Origin of the sequence: Streptomyces apricus (assembly GCF_008369065.1) — a bacterium.
Classification (GTDB): Bacteria; Actinomycetota; Actinomycetes; order Streptomycetales; family Streptomycetaceae; genus Streptomyces; species Streptomyces apricus.
In genome coordinates this window covers 157174-175889 of the sequence record NZ_VDFC01000058.1, presented here as the reverse complement: position 1 = coordinate 175889, position 18716 = coordinate 157174, and the positions used below count along the sequence as shown (strand labels likewise).

15 protein-coding genes and 1 pseudogene are annotated in these 18716 nt (G+C 74.0%); 8 read left to right on the top strand and 8 right to left on the bottom strand.

Features of this window, described 5'->3' with window-relative positions:
- Positions 1-517: TerD family protein (locus FGF04_RS32420; protein ID WP_149514981.1), on the bottom strand; the 517-nt coding region annotated here is incomplete at its 3' end.
- Between the two features lie 293 nt (positions 518-810).
- Here FGF04_RS32420 and FGF04_RS32415 point away from each other — a divergent pair.
- The 3 genes and pseudogenes from FGF04_RS32415 (at position 811) to FGF04_RS32405 (ending at position 4597) form a co-directional block, all read left to right on the top strand.
- Positions 811-1097: pseudogene (locus FGF04_RS32415) on the top strand (DUF6643 family protein).
- A gap of 276 nt (positions 1098-1373) precedes the next feature.
- Complete coding sequence (locus tag FGF04_RS32410; RefSeq protein ID WP_149514937.1) at positions 1374-1979, top strand: Rv1733c family protein; 606 nt, start codon at positions 1374-1376, stop codon at positions 1977-1979.
- Positions 1980-2158: 179 nt separating this feature from the next.
- The gene (locus FGF04_RS32405; RefSeq protein WP_149514936.1) at positions 2159-4597 is read left to right on the top strand and encodes a right-handed parallel beta-helix repeat-containing protein; all 2439 of its coding nucleotides are present in this window, start codon (positions 2159-2161) and stop codon (positions 4595-4597) included.
- Positions 4598-4617: 20 nt separating this feature from the next.
- Here the strand turns inward: FGF04_RS32405 and FGF04_RS32400 are convergent, their stop codons facing one another.
- Positions 4618-6957 carry a hypothetical protein gene (locus tag FGF04_RS32400; protein WP_408055697.1) on the bottom strand — a complete coding sequence of 780 codons (2340 nt, stop codon included), beginning with the start codon at positions 6955-6957 and terminating at the stop codon, positions 4618-4620.
- 299 nt (positions 6958-7256) lie between these two features.
- Here FGF04_RS32400 and FGF04_RS32395 point away from each other — a divergent pair, with 299 nt between their 5' ends.
- Positions 7257-8102, top strand: a complete 846-nt coding sequence (locus FGF04_RS32395; protein WP_149514935.1) for a DeoR/GlpR family DNA-binding transcription regulator — start codon at positions 7257-7259, stop codon at positions 8100-8102.
- Between the two features lie 124 nt (positions 8103-8226).
- Here the strand turns inward: FGF04_RS32395 and cds1 are convergent, their stop codons facing one another.
- Positions 8227-9375 carry an L-cysteine desulfhydrase Cds1 gene (gene cds1, locus FGF04_RS32390; protein ID WP_149514934.1) on the bottom strand — a complete coding sequence of 383 codons (1149 nt, stop codon included), beginning with the start codon at positions 9373-9375 and terminating at the stop codon, positions 8227-8229.
- Positions 9376-9750: 375 nt separating this feature from the next.
- Here cds1 and FGF04_RS32385 point away from each other — a divergent pair, with 375 nt between their 5' ends.
- Together FGF04_RS32385 and FGF04_RS32380 are read left to right on the top strand one after the other, a co-directional pair.
- Positions 9751-10074 carry a hypothetical protein gene (locus tag FGF04_RS32385; protein ID WP_149514933.1) on the top strand — a complete coding sequence of 108 codons (324 nt, stop codon included), beginning with the start codon at positions 9751-9753 and terminating at the stop codon, positions 10072-10074.
- Between the two features lie 244 nt (positions 10075-10318).
- Positions 10319-10828: an ATP-binding protein gene (locus FGF04_RS32380; RefSeq protein WP_149514979.1), complete on the top strand. Its 510-nt coding sequence runs from the start codon at positions 10319-10321 to the stop codon at positions 10826-10828.
- Positions 10829-10878: 50 nt separating this feature from the next.
- Here the strand turns inward: FGF04_RS32380 and FGF04_RS32375 are convergent, their stop codons facing one another.
- Both FGF04_RS32375 and FGF04_RS32370 read right to left on the bottom strand, forming a co-directional pair.
- Positions 10879-12120, bottom strand: coding sequence for an ROK family protein (locus FGF04_RS32375; protein ID WP_149514932.1), 1242 nt, complete (start codon positions 12118-12120; stop codon positions 10879-10881).
- A gap of 83 nt (positions 12121-12203) precedes the next feature.
- On the bottom strand, positions 12204-12902 hold the full coding sequence (locus FGF04_RS32370) for an alpha-ketoglutarate-dependent dioxygenase AlkB family protein (protein WP_149514931.1): 699 nt from the start codon (positions 12900-12902) through the stop codon (positions 12204-12206).
- A 107-nt stretch (positions 12903-13009) separates the two neighbouring features.
- Between FGF04_RS32370 and FGF04_RS32365 the strand changes: the two genes are divergently transcribed.
- On the top strand, positions 13010-14167 hold the full coding sequence (locus FGF04_RS32365) for a methyltransferase (protein ID WP_149514978.1): 1158 nt from the start codon (positions 13010-13012) through the stop codon (positions 14165-14167).
- A 6-nt stretch (positions 14168-14173) separates the two neighbouring features.
- Here FGF04_RS32365 and FGF04_RS32360 read toward each other — a convergent pair whose 3' ends face one another.
- Complete coding sequence (locus tag FGF04_RS32360; protein WP_149514930.1) at positions 14174-14974, bottom strand: AraC family transcriptional regulator; 801 nt, start codon at positions 14972-14974, stop codon at positions 14174-14176.
- 161 nt (positions 14975-15135) lie between these two features.
- On the opposite strand from FGF04_RS32360, the gene FGF04_RS32355 reads away from it, so the two are divergent.
- The gene (locus FGF04_RS32355) at positions 15136-15963 is read left to right on the top strand and encodes an MOSC domain-containing protein (RefSeq protein ID WP_149514929.1); all 828 of its coding nucleotides are present in this window, start codon (positions 15136-15138) and stop codon (positions 15961-15963) included.
- A gap of 37 nt (positions 15964-16000) precedes the next feature.
- On the opposite strand, the gene FGF04_RS32350 is transcribed toward FGF04_RS32355, so the two are convergent.
- Positions 16001-16777 (bottom strand): response regulator, encoded by a 777-nt coding sequence (locus FGF04_RS32350; RefSeq protein ID WP_149514928.1) that lies wholly within the window; start codon positions 16775-16777, stop codon positions 16001-16003.
- Positions 16774-18507, bottom strand: coding sequence for a sensor histidine kinase (locus FGF04_RS32345; RefSeq protein WP_149514977.1), 1734 nt, complete (start codon positions 18505-18507; stop codon positions 16774-16776). Before FGF04_RS32345 ends, FGF04_RS32350 begins: the two co-directional genes overlap by 4 nt.
- Positions 18508-18716 lie beyond the last annotated feature (209 nt).

Below are 18716 nucleotides of genomic sequence, written 5' to 3'. Positions count from 1 at the left end.
GTTCGTCGACCGTGATCCCGAAGTCCGTGGCGAGGCCTTCGAGGCCGCTGCCGTACCCCTGCCCGACGGCGCGGAACTTCCACGCGCCCTGCCTGCGGTAGAACTCGCCGAGCACGAACGCCGTCTCCACGCTCGCGCCCTCGCTGTCGAAGCGCGCGACCTCCGTGCCCTGCCGGTCGTCGAGGACCCGGATGTAGAGGCCGGGTACCTGGCCGAAGGTGCCGCCGTCCGAGGAGGCGGCGAGCACCACCGTCTCGATCGCGGGCTCCACGCGCGTGAGGTCGACGAACAGGGTGTCGCTCACCTGGCCGCCGGCGGTCCGCTTGCCCTCGTGGCGCACCGCGCCGGAGGAGTGCGCCGGCTGGTTGTAGAACACGAAGTCCGCGTCCGAGCGGACCTTCCCGGAGGCCAGCAGCAGCGCCGAGGCGTCCGCGTCGGGCACCCCGGGACCCGCCCGCCAGCCCAGTTCGACGCGCAGTCCGGTCGTCGGCACCGGAACGTTCGAACCTTTAGACATTGCCATGTCCGCCCCCATCGGGTGTCTCCGCGAAGACCGCGCCTCGTCACGTCCGGTCGTTTCGCGCCAACCTAGACCTCCGGACGGCGAACGCCCATGACCGGACCGGTGGGATCACCGGCCGATCCGCGGGTAACCCGCCCGGAACTCGGCTTTTACACGATCCTCGCACTCGTTGCCGCCCTTTTTCGCCGAATTCGCTCGCATTGGGGATCCCGCGTCACTGCCGGCACGGAAAACAACCCTCTTATCGGTCTCCCCAACCAGCACATCGTGGGCTTAACTTATGTGTCATGACCTCCCCCCGCTCCACCTATGGCGGCGGTTACTACTCCGCCTCCTTCCCGGACACCCCGATCTACGACTCCCTCGTGGCCGAGCGGGGCACCCCGCAGATCGCCCCGATCCGGGTCCCCGCGGCCTACGACACCCCGGGCGGCAACCTGCCCGCCCTCCCGTCGGCACATCCCTCAGTAACCCCTGTACTGCTGGTTGTTGTACGGGTCCTGGTACGGCGCCGCGGCCGGCCCCGGCGCCGTACCAGGACCCGTACAACAACCAGCAGTACAGGGGTTACTGAGGGATTCGGCGGGAGGGCGTCCGCGCCCTCCCGCGGCATGGTCTTCGAGAGCAGGTGGGGACGCCACCGTGCGGCCCGTACTTCTCGACACCCCGGACTCCGTGTTCCCGGACGGTCCCGCCGGCCGGGAACACCGGCACCCGGCACGGCCGTTGAGCCTGTGGGGGACGTCCGTGGCAGACCGGCGGGAGAGGMGATTTCGCTCTCTCCGGGCCGGTACCGCGCGTGAACGACCCCGAACGGGGTTATCACGGACGCGGAAGGGGGTGCGGAGCGGTGCGGACCATCACAGGACTCTGGCGCTGGCGGCACAACCCGCTTCGGCGTGCGACGGACCTGGTCGAGGCATGGGTGGCGCTGGGGGCGCTCCTGCTGGTCCTCGTCGCCGCGCCCCTGGTGGGCGTCCTGGCCGGCGGGCTCGCTGGGGACGCCCTGCAGCGGTCCGTGCGCGAGCAGCGCGAGAACCGCCATCCCGTGACCGCGACCGTCGTGCGCGACGCGGACCTCACCCCGCTCGACCCCGACCCCGAGACGGCCACCGGGCGGGACTCCCACAGCCGGGTGCTCGCCCACTGGACGGGACCGGACGGCACCGCCCGGCGGGGCACGGCGATGGCGGCCCTCGAATCCCCGCGGCGCGGCGACCGGTTCACGATATGGACGGACGGGAGCGGCCGCCTGGTCGGCCGGCCGCTGGACGGCGCGACCGCCGCGACGCACGCCGTGCTGGCCGGCTTCGGCACGGCCGTCGCCTGCGCGGGCGCCGTCGAGGGTGCCAGGCGCCTGCTGCTGTGGCGCATGGTGCGGCGCAGGTACGACCAGTGGGACCGGGCCTGGTCGCGGGTGGGGCCGGACTGGGGCAGGACGGGCACGGGCAGCTGACCGCCTTCCCCGCTCCGGTCAACCACCCGGCCCCGCGCACGCTACGGTGGACCGGCCGAGGTCTTCGGCACCGTCATGAGAGGCTGTCTCACGTTCCCCGCGAGCCGAGTTGACGGCCCCGCCCCGGGAACACGGCTTCTCAGGACCCGCGTACGACGAGGTGGGGGCACAGCAGCGCCATGGCACAGGGCACGGTCCAGGTGACGCACACCGGCACGTCGCGGTGGCGGCGTCGCACAGGTGAGTACGTATCGCTCGCCGCCGCCCTGGAGGCCGCGGCCGACGGCGACGTGCTCACCGTCGCCCCCGGCACCTACCGGGAGAACCTCGTGGTCCAGCAGGCGGTGACGCTGCGCGGTCCCGAGGGTTCGGCCGGTTCCGTGCGCATCGCGCCCGCCGACGGCGTGCCGCTGACCGTGCGCGCCTCCGCGGTGGTCCAGGACCTGCTCCTGGAGGGCCAGGACTCGGCCGCCCCCGCGCTGCTCGTCGAGGAGGGCACGCCGGAGCTCACGGACATCCGGATCGTGACCCGCTCCGCGGCCGGCATAGAGGTGCGCGGCGGGGCCCGGCCGACGCTGCGGCGGTGCACGGTGGACAACCCGGCGGGCGTCGGCATCACCGTGCTCGACGGCGGGGGCGGGGTCTTCGAGGAGTGCGAGGTGGTGGCGGCCGGGCAGTCGGGCATCTCGGTGCGCGGCGGGGCGCATCCGCGCCTGGAGCGCTGCCGGGTGCACCACACCGCGGGCGCGGGCCTGTCGGTGACCGGCGAGCAGTCCGCGCTGGAGGCGGTGGGCTGCGAGGTGTACGAGGTCAGGGGCAGCGGTGTACAGGTCTCCGCGCGGGCCACGGCGCACCTCACCGACTGCGACGTGCACCGCACGACGTCGGACGGCGTCACGCTCGACACGGACGCGGTGCTCACCCTCGCCGACTGCCGCATCCACGACATCCCGGAGAACGCGGTCGACCTGCGCTCCCGCTCGATCCTCACCATGACCCGTTCCACCGTGCGGCAGTTCGGCCGCAACGGCCTGTCGGTGTGGGACCCCGGCACCCGGGTGGACGCCAACCAGTGCGAGATCCACGACAGCACGGGCGACTACCCGGCGGTGTGGGTCAGCGACGGCGCGACGGTCGTCCTGGAGTCCTGCCGGGTGCACGACGTGCCGGACGCCCTGTTCGTGCTCGACCGCGGCTCGCGCGCGGACGTCGTCGACAGCGACATCACGCAGGTCCGCAACACGGCCGTGTCGGTGAGCGACGGGGCCGTCGCGCAACTGGACGACTGCCGGATCCGGGACGCCGCGACGGGCGCCTGGTTCCGCGACCACGGCAGCGGCGGGACGCTCTCCGCCTGCACGATCGACGGTACGCAGACGGGCGTGATCGTCACCAAGGGCGCCGACCCCACCATCGAGCGGTGCACCGTCACCTCGCCCGCGGAGGCCGGTTTCTACGTGTCGGCGGGCGGGCGCGGCAGCTTCCACGGCTGCAAGGTGACCGGCAGCGGCGGCTACGGCTTCCATGTGATCGACGGCTGCCGGGCGACGCTGCGGAAGTGCCGTACGGAGCGGTGCGCGCGCGGCGGTTACGAGTTCGCCGACGCCGGCGACCAGGCGTCCGGCACCGGGCCCGTCGTCGAGGACTGCACGAGCGACGAGAGCGCCCACGCGCGGCCCCCGGTCCCGGCCCCGGAGACCGCCGTGCAGACCGCGGGCCGGTCCCCCGGTCTGCTCGGCACGGTGCCGGGCCCGCGCACCGGCGAGCCGGAGCCGCCGGCCGGCGCGGCGGAGCCGGAGCGGCCCGTGCGCACCTCGGAGGCGGTGCTCGGCGAACTGGACCTGCTGGTGGGCCTGGAGGGCGTCAAGCGCGAGGTGCGGGCGCTCACCGACATGATCGAGGTGGGCCGCCGCCGCCAGGAGGCGGGCCTGAAGGCGGCCTCCGCGCGGCGCCACCTCGTCTTCACCGGCTCCCCCGGCACCGGCAAGACGACGGTCGCCCGGCTGTACGGCGAGATCCTGGCCTCGCTGGGGGTCCTGGAGAAGGGCCACCTCGTCGAGGTCTCCCGTGTCGACCTGGTCGGCGAGCACATCGGTTCCACGGCGATCCGTACGCAGGAGGCGTTCGACAGGGCGCGCGGCGGCGTCCTGTTCATCGACGAGGCGTACGCGCTGTCGCCGGAGGACTCGGGGCGCGACTTCGGCCGCGAGGCGATCGACACGCTGGTGAAGCTCATGGAGGACCACCGGGAGGCGGTGGTGGTGATCGTCGCGGGCTACACGGCCGAGATGGAGCGCTTCCTGTCGGTCAACCCCGGTGTGGCGTCCCGGTTCTCACGGACCATCACCTTCCACGACTACGGCTCCGAGGAGCTGCTGCGGATCGTGGAGCAGCAGGCCGACGAGCACGAGTACCGGCTGGCGCCGGGCACGCCGGAGGCGCTGGTGAAGTACTTCGGGGCGATCCCGAAGGGGCCCGCGTTCGGCAACGGCCGTACCGCGCGGCAGACCTTCGAGGCGATGGTGGAGCGGCACGCGGGGCGGGTCGCCCAGCTCACCGAGCCGAGCACGGACGACCTCACCCTGCTGTACGCGGAGGACCTGCCGGACCTGCCGTGAGGCCGTGGGTCCGTGATGCCCTAGTCGCAGGCGCGGGGCGCCGGGACGTCCGTCCCGAGGCGGCCGAGGAGCGTCCTGCGCTCCTCGGCGAACAGGGGGTCCGCCTGGTAGTCGGAGTGCCCGAGGATGGGCGCGGGCAGCGGGTGCCGCTCCGTCCTGCCGTACGCCAGGGGGTCCTCCAGCGCCTCGTGGTCGACCTCGGGACCGCAGGCACCGGGCAGCCGCATGGGGCCGCCGATGGGGTCGGTGGCCCGGTACAGGTTGCGCCAGCAGTCGACGTCCCGGTGCAGGTCGCTGAGCGCGGCGGGCCCGAAGTGGGCCGGGAACCAGCGTCCGTAGAGCCGCTCCAGCGGTGAGCCGTAGGTCAGCAGTGCCACGCGCCTGCGGATCGACGGTTCGAGCTGCCAGGCCGCGGCGGCGGCGAGGACGCTGCCCTGGGAGTGCCCGGACAGGACGAGGCGGCCGCCGGTGGCACGGATCCAGCCGGCGATGCGCCAGGTCAGGTCGGGGACCGCGCGCTCCGCGTAGCAGGGGGGCGCGAAGGGGTGCGCCGCACGCGGCCAGAACGTACCGACGTCCCACAGGATCCCTATGGTCCGGCGCGCGGTCGGGTCCTTGTAGGCGCGGCGGCCCCAGGTGACGAACAGTATGAAGCCGACGCCGATCAGCCAGGAGCCGAGCGCCTGCGCGGTCTCGGCCGCGCCCCGTACGAAGGGGGCCGCGCCGTCGGCCGCGCCGGCCGGGGTCTCGCCGGTGGACAGGGCACCCGCCAGGGCCAGGCCGCCCAGCACCAGGGTCACCACGGAGCTGATGCCGATGATCCGGGGCGCCCGGTCGGTGAGGGAGGCCATCGCGCGGACGCTCGCGATGCGGCGGGTGGTGCCGGGGTCCTTGGCCTCGCCCTCGTAGGCGCGGTCCACCGCGACGCTCTCGGTGCGCCGCAGTTGCAGGGTGCGCCGGGCCAGCCAGCCGACGAGGGCGAGCAGGACGAGCAGCAGGGGCGGGATCACGGACGCCTGCCAGGTCAGCAGGACGGGCGGTCCCTCGATGGTGTCCCCGGTGCCGTCGAGCCAGTCGGCGACGCGCTGGGAGACGCCGCCGGACATCACGCCGCCCAGGGCGCAGGCCAGCATCGCGACGGCGGGCCCGGCCAGGCCCCGCATCGCGGTACGGGGCTCGGGGTGGCCGCGGTACAGGAGGTGGGCCACGACGCAGAGGGCGAGCACGAGCAGGCCCTGGACGAGCGTGACGGTGCCGAAGGCGGTGTCGCCCGGCAGGCCGTGGTCCGACCGCCAGCCGGGCCGCGACCAGCCGGCGTAGACCAGGGCGAGGGCCAGCAGGGCGACCGAGCCGAGGGGCAGCAGGCGGACCAGCGCCCGGTCGAGGTGCCGGTCGAGCCGGCGTTCGCTGCGGCCGCGGCTGCAGACCACCCAGAGCACGACGCCCGCGCCCACCGCCAGCGTCGCGGTCAGGAGCAGGCCGAGCGCCTCCAGGACAGCCGGTCCGCCCGGCTCGCGGTCGTGGCGGGCGGCCGCGGTGCCGACGGCCGCGGCGATCGTCAGCAGGCCCGCGGCGGTGTGGGCGACGCGCAGCCGGGCGACCAGCCGGCGGCCGTACCAGAAGCCGGGCCGGCCGAGGCCCGCCCGGTTCTCCGCCTCGTCGGGCTCGGTCTCGCGCTCCCTGGGCCGCTGCGACTCGTAGGCGTTCCAGGTGCGGTGCGACAGGTACCACAGGAGGCCGGTGAGGAGGGCGGGCAGCAGGGCGGCGAGGGCGAGGCGGCGGCCCGGCTGGCTCCACCAGCTGTCGTGCGACAGGGCCGGGGACAGGAAGCCCAGCCAGGAGTGGTCCTCGGCGCACGCGCGCGTGCCCGCGCACTGCCAGGCGGTCAGGTCCAGGGCGACCTCGCAGACCGCGGCGACCAGGAGCACGGTGAGGGTCAGGCCGGCGAGGCGCACGAGCAGGCCGTACAGGCGCACGGCCGGTGTGCGGTTGTCGCGCACCGAAGGACGCATCCAGTGGGCGAGGTTGACGACCATGAACGGCAGGAGCAGCAGCCACAGGGCCCGGGAGCCGTTGCCCGAGGTGAGGTTGCACCAGACGTACGCCTCGGGGACCGGCTCGCCCCGGCGCGCCGCGGGCCCCCGTGCCGTGTCGTGCTCCGCCTCGACGTCGTCGGCGCGGCGGAACACCGCGGCCGTGTCGTCGCCGGTGATCCGGACCGTGCGCGGATCGTTCAGCATCTCCTGGGGCGTCGTGCCGCCGACGCCGTGCACCAGGAGTTCCAGTGCGGTGTCGGCCCCCGGCCGCCGCCCGCCGCCGCTCGTCCCTCCGGTCAGGGCATGCTCCGTCTGACGCTCCACTGTGGTGATTCCCCCGCACTGCCTGTACGACATGTGTCATGTCCCGGTACAAGGATCCTCCTCGCCGCGGCCGCGCGCACCACTCGTCACGGAATCTCCCCGATCCGGGTGACGGCGCCGGGCGCCGGACGGCAGCGTGACGTGTGCGGGTCACCACAGGCAGTGGCGCGACCTGCGGTGACCCGTGCGAGGATGGGGCGTCCCGCGGGCCGCGGGAGGACAACGCCCTTGCCGGTGTCGGACGCGGGGGCCGCACAGGGTGTGTCGGACGGGTCGAGACGAAGGGAACCGGAGCGGACGTGAGTGAGAATCAGAACCTCCTCGCGGAGCAGCGGCGCGCCCTGATCCTCGACGAGGTCCGCCGGCGCGGCGGGGTCCGCGTCAACGAACTCACCAAGAAGCTCGGCGTGTCGGACATGACGGTCCGCCGCGACCTGGACGCGCTCGCCCGGCAGGGCGTGGTGGAGAAGGTGCACGGCGGCGCGGTCCCGGTGGCCGAGGCGAGTACGCACGAGCCGGGCTTCGAGGCCAAGTCGGGTCTTGAGCTGACGGCCAAGGAGGACATCGCGCGGGCGGCCGCGGCACTGGTGGCGCCGGGCACGGCGATCGCGCTGTCGGGCGGCACGACGACGTACGCGCTCGCCCAGCAGCTCCTGGACGTGCCGGACCTGACCGTGGTGACCAACTCCGTGCGGGTGGCCGACGTCTTCCACGCGGCGCAGCGCACGACGGGGCAGCGGCAGGGCGCGGCGACGGTCGTGCTGACGGGCGGGGTGCGCACCCCGTCGGACTCGCTGGTGGGCCCGGTCGCGGACCAGGCCATCGAGGCGCTCCACTTCGACGTGCTCTTCCTCGGGGTGCACGGCATATCCGTGGAGGCCGGGCTGTCCACGCCGAACCTGGCGGAGGCCGAGACGAACCGGCGCCTGGTGCAGTCCGCGCGGCGTGTCGTCGTGGTCGCGGACCACACCAAGTGGGGCACGGTGGGGCTGAGTTCGTTCGCCGCGCTGGAGCAGGTCGACACGCTGGTGACGGACGACGGGCTGCCGGTCGAGGCACGCGCGGAGATCGCCGAGCACCTGCGGCGCCTGGTGGTCGCCGGCGAACCCGAGCCGGCCGACCCGGAGGACGACTCCGACGACTGAGGACCGCTGCGGCGGTCGGCCGGACCGGCGGGCGGCCGCTGCGCCGGGCAGCCGGGGCGATCGACGGGACCGGCCGGTGGAGCCGGTGGCGGGACAGAGCAGTGAAGCCGGTGGAGCTCGGGGCTCAGTTCGGCCAGATTCCCGTCTCCAGCAGTGAGTCGATCGTGGCCGCGTAGGGTGCGATGTCCAGTCCCTGGGCGGCCAGCCAGTCGTCCGAGTAGTACTTGTCCAGATAGCGGTCCCCGGGATCGCACAGCAGCGTCACCACGCTCCCGGTGCGCCCCGCCGCCGCCATCTCGGCCACGATCCTCAGCGCGCTCCACAGTCCCGTGCCGGTCGAGCCGCCCGCCTTGCGGCCGATGGCCCGTTCCAGCGCCCGCACGGCCGCCACGCTCGCCGCGTCCGGCACCTTCATCATCCGGTCGACGGCCCCCGGCACGAAGCTCGGCTCCATGCGCGGCCGCCCGATGCCCTCGATGCGCGAACCGCAGTCGGTGGTGACCCCTGCGTCGCCCGTGGTCCAGCCCTCGAAGAAACAGGAGTTCTCCGGGTCGGCCACGCAGATGCGGGTGTCGTACTGCATGTAGTGCACGTAGCGGGCGATGGTCGCCGAGGTGCCGCCGGTCCCCGCGGTGGCCACGATCCAGGTGGGCTCGGGATAGCGCTCCAGGCGCAGCTGGCGGAAGACGGACTCCGCGATGTTGTTGTTGCCGCGCCAGTCCGTGGCCCGTTCCGCGTAGGTGAACTGGTCCATGTAGTGGCCGCCGGTCTCCGCCGCGAGGGCTGCCGACTCCTCGTACATCGTCCGCGGGTCGTCGACGAAGTGGCACCGGCCGCCGTGGAACTCGATCAGCCGGCACTTCTCGGCGCTCGTGGTGCGCGGCATGACGGCGATGAACGGCACCCCGATCAGGCCGGCGAAGTACGCCTCGGAGACGGCCGTGGAACCGCTGGACGCCTCGATCACGGGGCGGCCGGGGCGGATCCAGCCGTTGCACAGGCCGTAGAGGAACAGCGAGCGGGCCAGGCGGTGCTTGAGGCTGCCGGTGATGTGGGTGGACTCGTCCTTGAGGTACAGGTCGATGCCCCAGCGCTCGGGCAGCGGGAAGCGCAGCAGGTGGGTGTCGGCCGACCTGTTGGCGTCGGCCTGCACCTTGCGCACGGCTTCCTTGAGCCAGTGGCGGTACTCCGCGTCGGTGTGGTCGACGTCGAGCGTGGCCGTCGGCTCGTGGGCCGCCGGCTGGTGGGGGCGGGCCTGCTGCGGGGTGCTCACGGCGGGGCTCCTTCGGATGGCGCCGACCTCGGTCCCGGCGGTCGGACGCCTCGATCATAGGCACCTTCCGCACGCTTCTCACCTGCATAAACAGTCCTTTGAGGACCTCAAAGGGACCACTGGTGCCACCGGTCGCCCAGGGGTGGGGGGCGCATTCGCGCGAGTGCGCCCGAGAGCATGTGCCATGCGCCGATGCGCACTGGTGTGCGCCGCTTCGTGCGGGCAGACTGCACGCACAGGGCGTACACGCGAACGCACAGCGCGTGGCGTGTGCGCGGACATGCGGGACGCCGGTCCCTGCGGGACGGACGAGCGGTCGGGACCGGCGCGGCCTCACGACGGAGCACCACCGGAGCACACCAGGGGGCGGAGCACATGGCGGAGCCGGAGTTCACGGCCACGGGCGTGCGGATCGGCAAGAGACTGCGCTCGCTCACTCGGGCCGGGCAGGTCCGGATCAGCGACGGGCGGCTGGAGCTGCTCACCAGCTACGGCAGCGAGATCGACAGCGCGCCGGTGCAGGCGGTCCGGGCGTCGAAGCCCTGGTTCGCCCACGAGGACCGGGCGCTGGCGGACGTCAACGGCACCCGCTACCTGCTCACCCTGGGCGACCACGACCCGGACCCGGGGGAACCGGGTCCGCCGGCCGCCCGGCGCTTCATCGAGGCCGTGCGCAACGCGGCGGGACGCGGGCACTGACGCCCCCGTCGGCTGCCGCACGTCGGAGCGCCCGGATCACGGCGAGTTGCGGTCCCGCACCTCCTGAGTCACTCTGTTGTCACGTCACTCTGGGTTTACCGGCGATAACGCTGCGAACCAGCCCGCCGGCCAAGGACAGCAGGGCGGCCGGCGCGCGCAGGCAGCCCGCTGGATCCGTACTCGTCTTCTTCCGGACCTCAATTCGGGGAGTCGCAGCGTGATCAGCCAGACAAGGCATTGCACCGTGGAGCTCCAGGCTCTGCCCTCAAGGATCGGCCAGGTCCGCAGAATCGTATCTGCGCAATTGCGTTACTGGCGTCTGGACCCGTTGATAGACCGGGCGGCGCTGGGGGTGACCGAGCTGCTGACCAACGTCCACCTGCACGCGCGGCCCGGCAAGCTGTGCACCGTCGAGATCGAGCTGCGYCTCGACCGGCTCACGGTCTCCGTGCACGACCTCGACCCGCGCCTGCCCGAGGTGCAGGACGCCACCTCCTCCGCGACCTGCGGACGCGGCCTGTCGATGGTCGCCGCGGTGAGCGAGAGCTGGGGTGCGCGGCCGAACGGCGAGTCCGGCAAGGTCGTCTGGTTCACCCTCGCCGCCCCCTCCCCCGCACCGGCCCCGGCGCCCGTGCGCCCGCCGTTCGCCACGGTGGTCGAGTCGCCCGTGCGCGGTTTCGTGGAGGTCGAGCACGTCACCGAGGCGCACGCGCTCCAGGGACACGCTCCCGCCCGGTCGGCCGTTGCCGGCTGACCGGGCGGTGACAGCCCCGCGCGGCGCGTCCGGCGGCCGGTGAGGGTTCCTCAGACGGACGCCAGCGCCGCGATCGGGTCGTCCAGGACCGGCTGCCACGCCAACTCGGCCGCGCCCACCAGGCTGTTGTGGTCCAGCGTGCAGGCCAGGATCGGGACGCTCCCGCTGCGCCCCCAGAGGCTGCGGTCGGCCACCACGGCCCGCAGCCGCTCCGGGTCGGCGTCCAGCAGGGTGCGGTGCAGACCGCCGAGGATGATGCGGTCCGGGTTGAGGATGTTGACCAGGCCCGCGAGGCCCAGGCCGAGGCGGTCGATCAGCGCCTGCACGGCGGTGCGCACGGTCGGGTCGGCGTAGTGGTCGCGGATCAGCTCGTTCGACTGCTGGAGCAGTGACACCTCGGGACCGGGGTCGCGGCCGACCGCCGTCAGGAACGCCAGGGGGTCGGCCTCGACGTCCAGGCAGCCCCGGCTGCCGCAGTGGCAGGGGCGGCCCTCGGGGCTGACCGTGAGGTGGCCGACTTCGAGCGCGAGGCCCGAACTGCCCGTGTGCAGGCGCCCGTCGAGCACCAGCGCGCCGCCGACGCCCCGGTGCCCGGTCGCCACGCACAGCAGGTCGCGGGCGCCGCGGCCCGCGCCGTGCCGGTGCTCGGCGAGGGCGGCGAGGTTGACGTCGTTGGCGGCGAACGCCGGACCGGTGATGCCGGCCGCGCGCACGCACCCGGCGAAGATCTCCCGCACCGGCGCGCCGGCCGGCCAGGCCAGGTGGAGCGGGTTGAGCGCGGTGCCCTCGGGTTCGGCGACGGCCGACGGGACGGCGACCCCGGCGCCCACGCAGCGCCGGCCGGTCCGCCGCAGCAGTTCGGCGCCCGCCTCGACGACCGAGCCGAGCACCTTCGCGGGGTCGGCGTCCACGGTCTCGCAGCCGGGGGCGGTCGCCACGATCCGGCCGCCGAGACCCACCAGGGCGGCCCGGAAGCCGTCGGCGTGCACCTGGGCGGCGAGGGCGACGGGTCCGTCCTCGGCGACTTCGAGGCGGTGCGAGGGGCGGCCCTGGGAGCCGGCGGCGGCGCCGGGGCGGGCATCGACGCGGATCAGGCCGAGCGCCTCCAGCTCCGCGGCGACCGCGCCCGCCGTGGCGCGCGTGACGCCCAGTTCGGCGGTGAGCACGGCACGGGTCGGGGCCCGTCCGGTGTGCACGAGTTCCAGCGCCGGGCCGAGCGCACCCCGTCCCCGGTCCAGCCGTGTCCTGGTGCTTCCCTCTCCCACCGCCGCGGGAACCGCATCGCCGCTCATGAGGGCGAGTCTCCCATGATCCGGTCGCCCGGTGGCCGGCCGGTCACCGGGCGCTCGCCCGGCCGTCGTCGTCCGGTCGCCGGTCAGGCCGCCGGGAGACCGCTCACCCGCAGGGTGATGTTCAGCCGACCGGTCAGTCCCAACTCGGGCGGGGCCGTGCCCGGGTGGATGCGCGGCACGCCGTGGTAGGCGGACCTGGACGGGCCGCCGAACACGAACAAGTCGCCGCTGCGCAGCTCCACGTCCGTGTAGGGGCGGCCCCGCGACGCGGTGTTGCCGAACCGGAAGACGCAGGCGTCCCCGAGGCTCAGCGACACCACGGGGGCGTCGGACTCCTCGTCGCTGTCGCGGTGCATGCCCATGCGGGCGTCGGCGTCGTAGAAGTTGACCAGTGCGATGTCGTAGCCGTACGCGCCCCTGTCGCCCTCCTCGCCCCCGTCCTCACCTTTGTCCTCGTCCTCGCCCTCGCCGTAGGCGTCCCGTACGGCGCGGCGGCCCAGCTCTCCCAGCCAGGCGGGGAACGGCTTCACGGGCGCCCCGTCCCCGTCGACGGCCGTGGACGCGTAACCGTAGGGGTACCAGTGCCGTCCGAGGCAGACCTGCCGGGAGGTCATCGTGCCGCCGCCGGGGGTACGGACCGTCCGCAGCCCGGCGGGCGGGCGGGCCCACTCGCGGCAGGCCTCCAGGAGCTCCTTCTGGCGCCCGGGCGTCAGCCAGTCCGGCACGTGCACGGCGCCCGGCGCGATCTCCGTCCGGTCCCTCGGAAACAGTTCGGCGTCCATGGCTCCCATCCTCGCGCATGCGGGAGAGGGCGTCCGGGGCGGTGCGCACCGGGCGCCGATCCGCGCTGAGCTGCGATTCCGCTAGCCTGGACCCGATGACCGACCGTATGACGACCCCCTCGGCCGAGCTTGTGCTGGCGCGCTTCCCCGAGGACTCCCGTGACCAGCTCCGCGCGTGGGACGCCTCCGACGAGTACCTGCTGCGGCACCTCGCGCAGAGCGGCCGGGCGCTCGACGGCACGGTCGTCGTGGTCGGTGACCGCTGGGGCGCCCTCACCACGGCCCTCGCGGCCCACGCTCCGGTGCAGGTCACGGACTCGTTCCTGACCCGGGAGGCCACCCGCGCCAACCTGGTGCGCAACGGCGCCGACCCGGCCGCCGTACGCCTGCTCACCACCCAGGACGCGGTGCCCGGGCGCGTGGACGTGCTGCTGGTGCGCGTGCCGAAGAGCCTCGCGCTGCTGGAGGACCAGCTGCTGCGACTGGCACCCGCCGTGCACGAGGGGACGCTCGTCGTCGGGACCGGCATGGTCAAGGAGATCCACACCTCCACGCTCAAGCTGTTCGAGCGCATCCTGGGTCCGACCCGGACCTCGCTGGCGGAGAAGAAGGCGCGGCTGATCTTCTGCACGCCCCACCCGGGGCTCGTGCCGCCGGCCAACCCCTGGCCGCTGCGGTACACGCTGCCCGACGGCATCGGTCCGGTCTCCGGCCGTACGGTCGTCAACGAGGCGGGCGTCTTCTGCGCCGAGCGCCTGGACATCGGCACCAGGTTCTTCCTGCAGCACCTGCCGTACGACGGTGGCGGTGCCGGTGGTGCCGGGCGGATCGTGGACCTGGGCTGCGGGAACGGCGTGGTCGGTACCGCGATGGCGCTGGCGCGGCCGGCGGACGAGGTGCTGTTCGCGGACGAGTCGTACCAGGCGGTCGCCGCCGCGGAGGCCACGTACCGGGCGAACGTCGACGACACGGCGGAGCACGGCAAGGCGGAGTTCCGCGTCGGCGACGGCTTGACCGACGTCCCGGAGGGGAGCGTCGACCTGGTCCTGAACAACCCGCCCTTCCACTCCCACCAGGCGACGACCGACGCCACGGCGTGGCGGATGTTCGCCGGGGCGCGCCGGGCGCTGCGGCCGGGCGGCGAGCTGTGGGTGGTCGGCAACCGCCACCTCGGCTACCACGTGAAGCTTCGGCGCCTCTTCGGCAACAGCGAACTGGTCGCGAGCGACGCGAAGTTCGTGGTCCTGAAGGCCGTCAGGTCCTGACAGCGGTCAGGGCGCGACGGCGGGCGCGGCGGGCGGCGGGCCCGCCTCGCCGCGCAGGGCGCGCGGCGAGCCGCCGAGCTCGCGGCGGCAGGCCTTGTTGAAGGCCTGGAGGTCCGCGAAGCCGACCGACGCGGCGACCGCCGGGATGGACAGCGTCGAGGCGCGCAGCAGGTGATGGGCGCGGTCGAGCCTGCGGCGGCGGATGTACGCGACGACCGTGGCGCCCGTGGCGGCGCGGAAGAGCCGGGTCAGGTGGTTGTGCGAGACGCCCGCGGCGCGGGCCACGGCGGGCACGGTGAGCGGGGCGGCGAGGTGCGCCTCGATGTACGCCGTCGCCGCGGTGACGGCCGGATGCGGTCCGGGGCGCGCGGCGGCCGGGGCGAGCCGGGCGATCCGCCACAGCGCGGTCCACACCTCGGCGCGGGTGCGGTCCGGTTCGCCCGGCGCGGAGGCGACCGCCTGGAGCAGCGAGGTGGTCAGCAGCGGGAGTTCGGCTCCCGCGTCCTGCAGGACGGGCACGGTGTGCGGCGTTCCGGCGGCGGTGGTGCGCAGGTGCGCGTACAGGTGCTCCGAGCGGCCCCGGTAGCGGAAGCGGACGGTCGCGCCCGGCGGTACGAGGCTGACGCTGCCCGGGCGTACGGAATGCGGCGTGCCGTCGACGGTCAGCTCGGCCTCGTACCGGTACAGGTGCAGCTGCCACAGCTCGGGCAGCCGAAAGACGTCCGTGCGGCTCGCGACCCCGTGCACGCCGACCCCCACGTTCACGACGGCGGGCGGTTCGCCCAGGTGGATGCGTGTCTTCCGCATGCTGGGAAATTACCAGTGGTGGCGGCCGGTGGTTGCGGCGGACGAGACGGGGGGTCGGGGCGGAGGCGTGGGTCGTGGTCGTCCGGCACGGTTCCGGGACGGAGAATCGGTGTCGAGCGATGGGTACGGAGCAGTCGGTGCGGAGGAGAGCGGGTCAGCGTATGGGCAGCGTCGTCGGATTGACGTACTACCCCGTCAAGGGGTGCGCCGGGACCTCGGTGGACGAGGCCCTGGTGACACCCGCCGGGCTGGCGCACGACCGGAGCTTCATGGTCGTCGGCGAGGACGGTGTCTACCGCACGCAGCGGCGCCACCCCCGGCTGGCCGTGATCCGGCCCGTCGTCGGCGCCGACGGCGAGCGCCTCACGCTCCACGCGCCCGGGCACGGGGCCGTGGAGGTGGAGGTGGACACCGTCGGGGCCCGGCGGCCGGTCGACCTCTTCGGGACGGCGTACCGGGGCATCGACCAGGGGCAGGCGGTGGCCGACTGGCTCTCCGGCGTCCTCGGCGCGCCCAGCCGGCTGGTGCGCGTACCGCCGGAGCACGAGCGGGTGACCGACGGCAGGACCCCGGGCACCGCCGGCTACGCGGACAGCGGCACCCTGCACCTCCTGTCGCGCTCCACCCTGGACCTGCTCCACCGCGAGCTGGCCGCACGCGGTGCGCACCCGCTGCCCATGAACCGCTTCCGCCCCAACATCGTGGTCGACGGCTGGGACGAGCCGCACACCGAGGACCGCGCCCACCGCATGACGGTCGGCGGCGCGGAACTGGCGTACGCGAAGCTCGCCGTCCGGTGCGCCGTGACCCTGGTCGACCAGGAGTCGGGCGAGGGGGCGGGCCCGGAGCCGCTGCGCACCCTCGCCGGGTACCGCCGGGCGGCCGGGGGCGGGGTCGCGTTCGGCACGAAGCTGTCCGTCCTGCGGACCGGCAAGGTGTCGGTCGGCGACGAGGTGGACGTCAGCCTGTGGGGCCCGTCCGAGCTGTGACCCGCGTACCGCGCGTACCGCCGCCGGGCCGGGGCTTCTAGGCGCGCGCCTGGTCGTCCGGCCGTCGTGGTGGGGTCGCGGGGCCGCGGAAGCGGTAGCGGCGCTCGGGGCGTCCCGCCGCTCCGTAGCGCAGGGTCACGTCGGCGCTGCCGATGTCGTGGAAGTGCTCCAGGTAGCGGCGGGCGCTGACGCGGGAGACGCCGGCCAGGGTCGCACACTCGGCGGCCGACAGGGTGTCCTCCGCGGTGCGCAGCGTGCGCTCGATCAGCGCGGCCGTCTCCACGCTCATGCCCTTGGGCAGCGTGCCGGCGGCCGAGGCGGGCCCGCTCGCCCCGGCCAGCACCCGGTCGACGTCGGCCTGGCCGTGCACGACGGTGGCGAGCAGGCGTCCGCGCCGGCCGGCGTAACGGTCGAGGCGGGTGCGCAGGTCCTCGAACTCGAACGGCTTGAGGAGGTAGTCGACGACGCCGTGCCGGACGGCGCCGCGGACCGTGTCGGCCTCCCGTGCGGCGCTGATGACCATGACGTCGCAGTCGTGGCCGGCGGTACGCAGCCGGGGGATGACGTCCAGTCCGAAGAGGTCGGGCAGGTAGAGGTCGAGGAGCACGAGGTCCGGGTGCAGTTCGTCGACGAGGCGGACGGCCTGTTCGCCGGTGCTGGCGGTGCCCACGACGCGGAACGGCTCGACGCGCTCGACGAAGGCGCGGTGGACCCGGGCCACCATGAAGTCGTCGTCGACCACGAGCACGTCGATCGTGCCGGTGGCGGCGGTCCCGCCGGCTGCCTCGTGGGTCCGGTCGGCTGCCCCGTTCATGGTGTCGCTCCTTCCGCCACCGCGTCGGTGAGGTGGCTGACGGTCATGCGTGCGGTGAACACGGCCCCGTCGCGGGTGTTGGTCACCGATATCTCACCACCGTGACGCTCGCAGACCAGGCGCGTCAGCGCCAGGCCGATCCCCCGCTCGCCCTCCTGCGCGGCCTTGGTGGTGAAGCCGTGCGAGAAGACCTCGCGGGCGAGTTCGGGGGCGACGCCGGGGCCCGAGTCGCGGACCACGATCTCCACACCGGTGGCGTCCTGCCGCAACTCGACCTCCACCCAGGCCTCGTGACCGTCGGACCCGGACCCGGACCCAGGCCCGGAGCCGGAGGGCGCACGGCTCGCGGCCCCGGCGGACGCGGCGTCCACGGCGTTGTCGACGAGGTTGCCGACCACCGTCGCCACGTCGGCGGCGTCCTCCGGGGTGAGCCGGTCCAGGGCGGTCCCGTCCGAGATGCGCAGGCTGACCTTGCGTTCGGCGGCGAGGGAGGCCTTCGCCATCAGCAGGGCGGCGACGGCGGTGTCCCGGACCCGGCGGCTGAGAGTGACGTCCAGCGACTGGCGGCGCCGGCTCAGGGCGCGGATGTAGCGTACGACTTCGTCCTGCTCGCCGATCTGGATGAGCCCGGAGATGGTGTGCAGCTGGTTGGCGAACTCGTGCGCCTGCGCCCGCAGCAGCTCGGAGGAGCTGCGGAAGGACCCGATCTCCCGTTCCAGGCGGGCCAGTTCGGTGCGGTCGCGCAGGGTGGTCACCGAGCCGAGCGGACGGCCGTCCTTGACGACGGTCATCCGGTTCATCACCAGCACCCGCCCGTCGCGGACGACGACCTCGTCACGCTCACCGCGCCCACCGGCCCGCTTTGAAGCGTTTCCCCCCGAAGCGTCCCCCTCCGGAACGTCCCCCGCCAGGACGTCCCGCAGCCGTCCCTCGATGCCGAGTTCGGTGAGGCTGCGGCCCACGCAGTCCTCGGGGAGGCCGAGGAGGCGTCGGCCCATGTCGTTGGCCAGGGTGAGCCGCAGCTGCGGGTCCAGGGCGATCACGCCCTCGGCGATCCCGTACAGCATCGCCTCGCGGTGCTCGGCGAGGCCGGCGATCTCGCGGGGCTCCAGACCCAGGGTCTGCCGTTTGACGCGCCGGGCCAGCAGCCAGGAGCCGGCCAGCCCGAGCCCGCTGGCGATGCCCAGGTAGGCGAGGAGGTAGGAGGAGGCGCCGTTCAGCCGCTGCCACACCGTCGGGTCGGCCTCGCCGATCATGACCGTGCCCAGGCGGTCGCCGAGGTTCTCCTGGGTGTCGCCGAGCACGGGAACCTGGGCCACCAGCTCGCTCGTGCCGTCGAGCGTCACCGGGCCGGACCAGCCCCGGCCCCCGGCGACGCCTTCGCCGAGCGGCAGCGCGGCGCCGATCAGCGTGGGGTTGGTGGAGCTGACGATCCGGCCGTTCGCGTCGGCCACCGTCACCGAGGTGACGCCGGACTGGGTCTGCGTGGAGTTCACCAGGGGGGCCAGGGCCCGCTGCGGCGCGGGCAGCACGAGCTGGCTGCGGGTGAGGGGGTTGGCCGCCAGCTGCTCGGCGAGCGCGGTGACCCGGCGGCCCTCGACCCGGTTGAACGTCGCCTCGGACTGCGCGAGCGAGACCGCGGCGACGGCCATCAGCACCACCACGACGATCGCGAGCTGCAGCACCAGCATCTCGCCCGCGAGGGTCTGGCGACGGGGGGCGGCGGCCACGACGGACTCGATCTCTCCTGCTCGCACGGCGGTGGACGGTCCGGCCACCGGGTCGCACCATCATGGCCCCCGCCGGGGTCCGGTGACGAGTGCCCGTAACGGTGACACAAAGACCACAACCTCCGTTGGTTGCCCAAGAGAGACAGACCCCGGCCGCCCGGGCAGTATGTGGCCCACGTCACCTCCCCCAGGGCGTCCCCGTACTTCCC

Bases quoted from the DNA above. Each gene is read 5' to 3' on its own strand.
- FGF04_RS32405 (WP_149514936.1), top strand. From the start codon at position 2,159: ATGGCACAGGGCACGGTCCAGGTGACGCACACCGGCACGTCGCGGTGG.
- FGF04_RS32385 (WP_149514933.1), top strand. From the start codon at position 9,751: ATGGCGGAGCCGGAGTTCACGGCCACGGGCGTGCGGATCGGCAAGAGA.
- FGF04_RS32375 (WP_149514932.1), bottom strand. From the start codon at position 12,120: ATGAGCGGCGATGCGGTTCCCGCGGCGGTGGGAGAGGGAAGCACCAGG.
- FGF04_RS32370 (WP_149514931.1), bottom strand. From the start codon at position 12,902: ATGGACGCCGAACTGTTTCCGAGGGACCGGACGGAGATCGCGCCGGGC.
- FGF04_RS32365 (WP_149514978.1), top strand. From the start codon at position 13,010: ATGACGACCCCCTCGGCCGAGCTTGTGCTGGCGCGCTTCCCCGAGGAC.
- FGF04_RS32360 (WP_149514930.1), bottom strand. From the start codon at position 14,974: ATGCGGAAGACACGCATCCACCTGGGCGAACCGCCCGCCGTCGTGAAC.
- FGF04_RS32355 (WP_149514929.1), top strand. From the start codon at position 15,136: ATGGGCAGCGTCGTCGGATTGACGTACTACCCCGTCAAGGGGTGCGCC.
- FGF04_RS32350 (WP_149514928.1), bottom strand. From the start codon at position 16,777: ATGAACGGGGCAGCCGACCGGACCCACGAGGCAGCCGGCGGGACCGCC.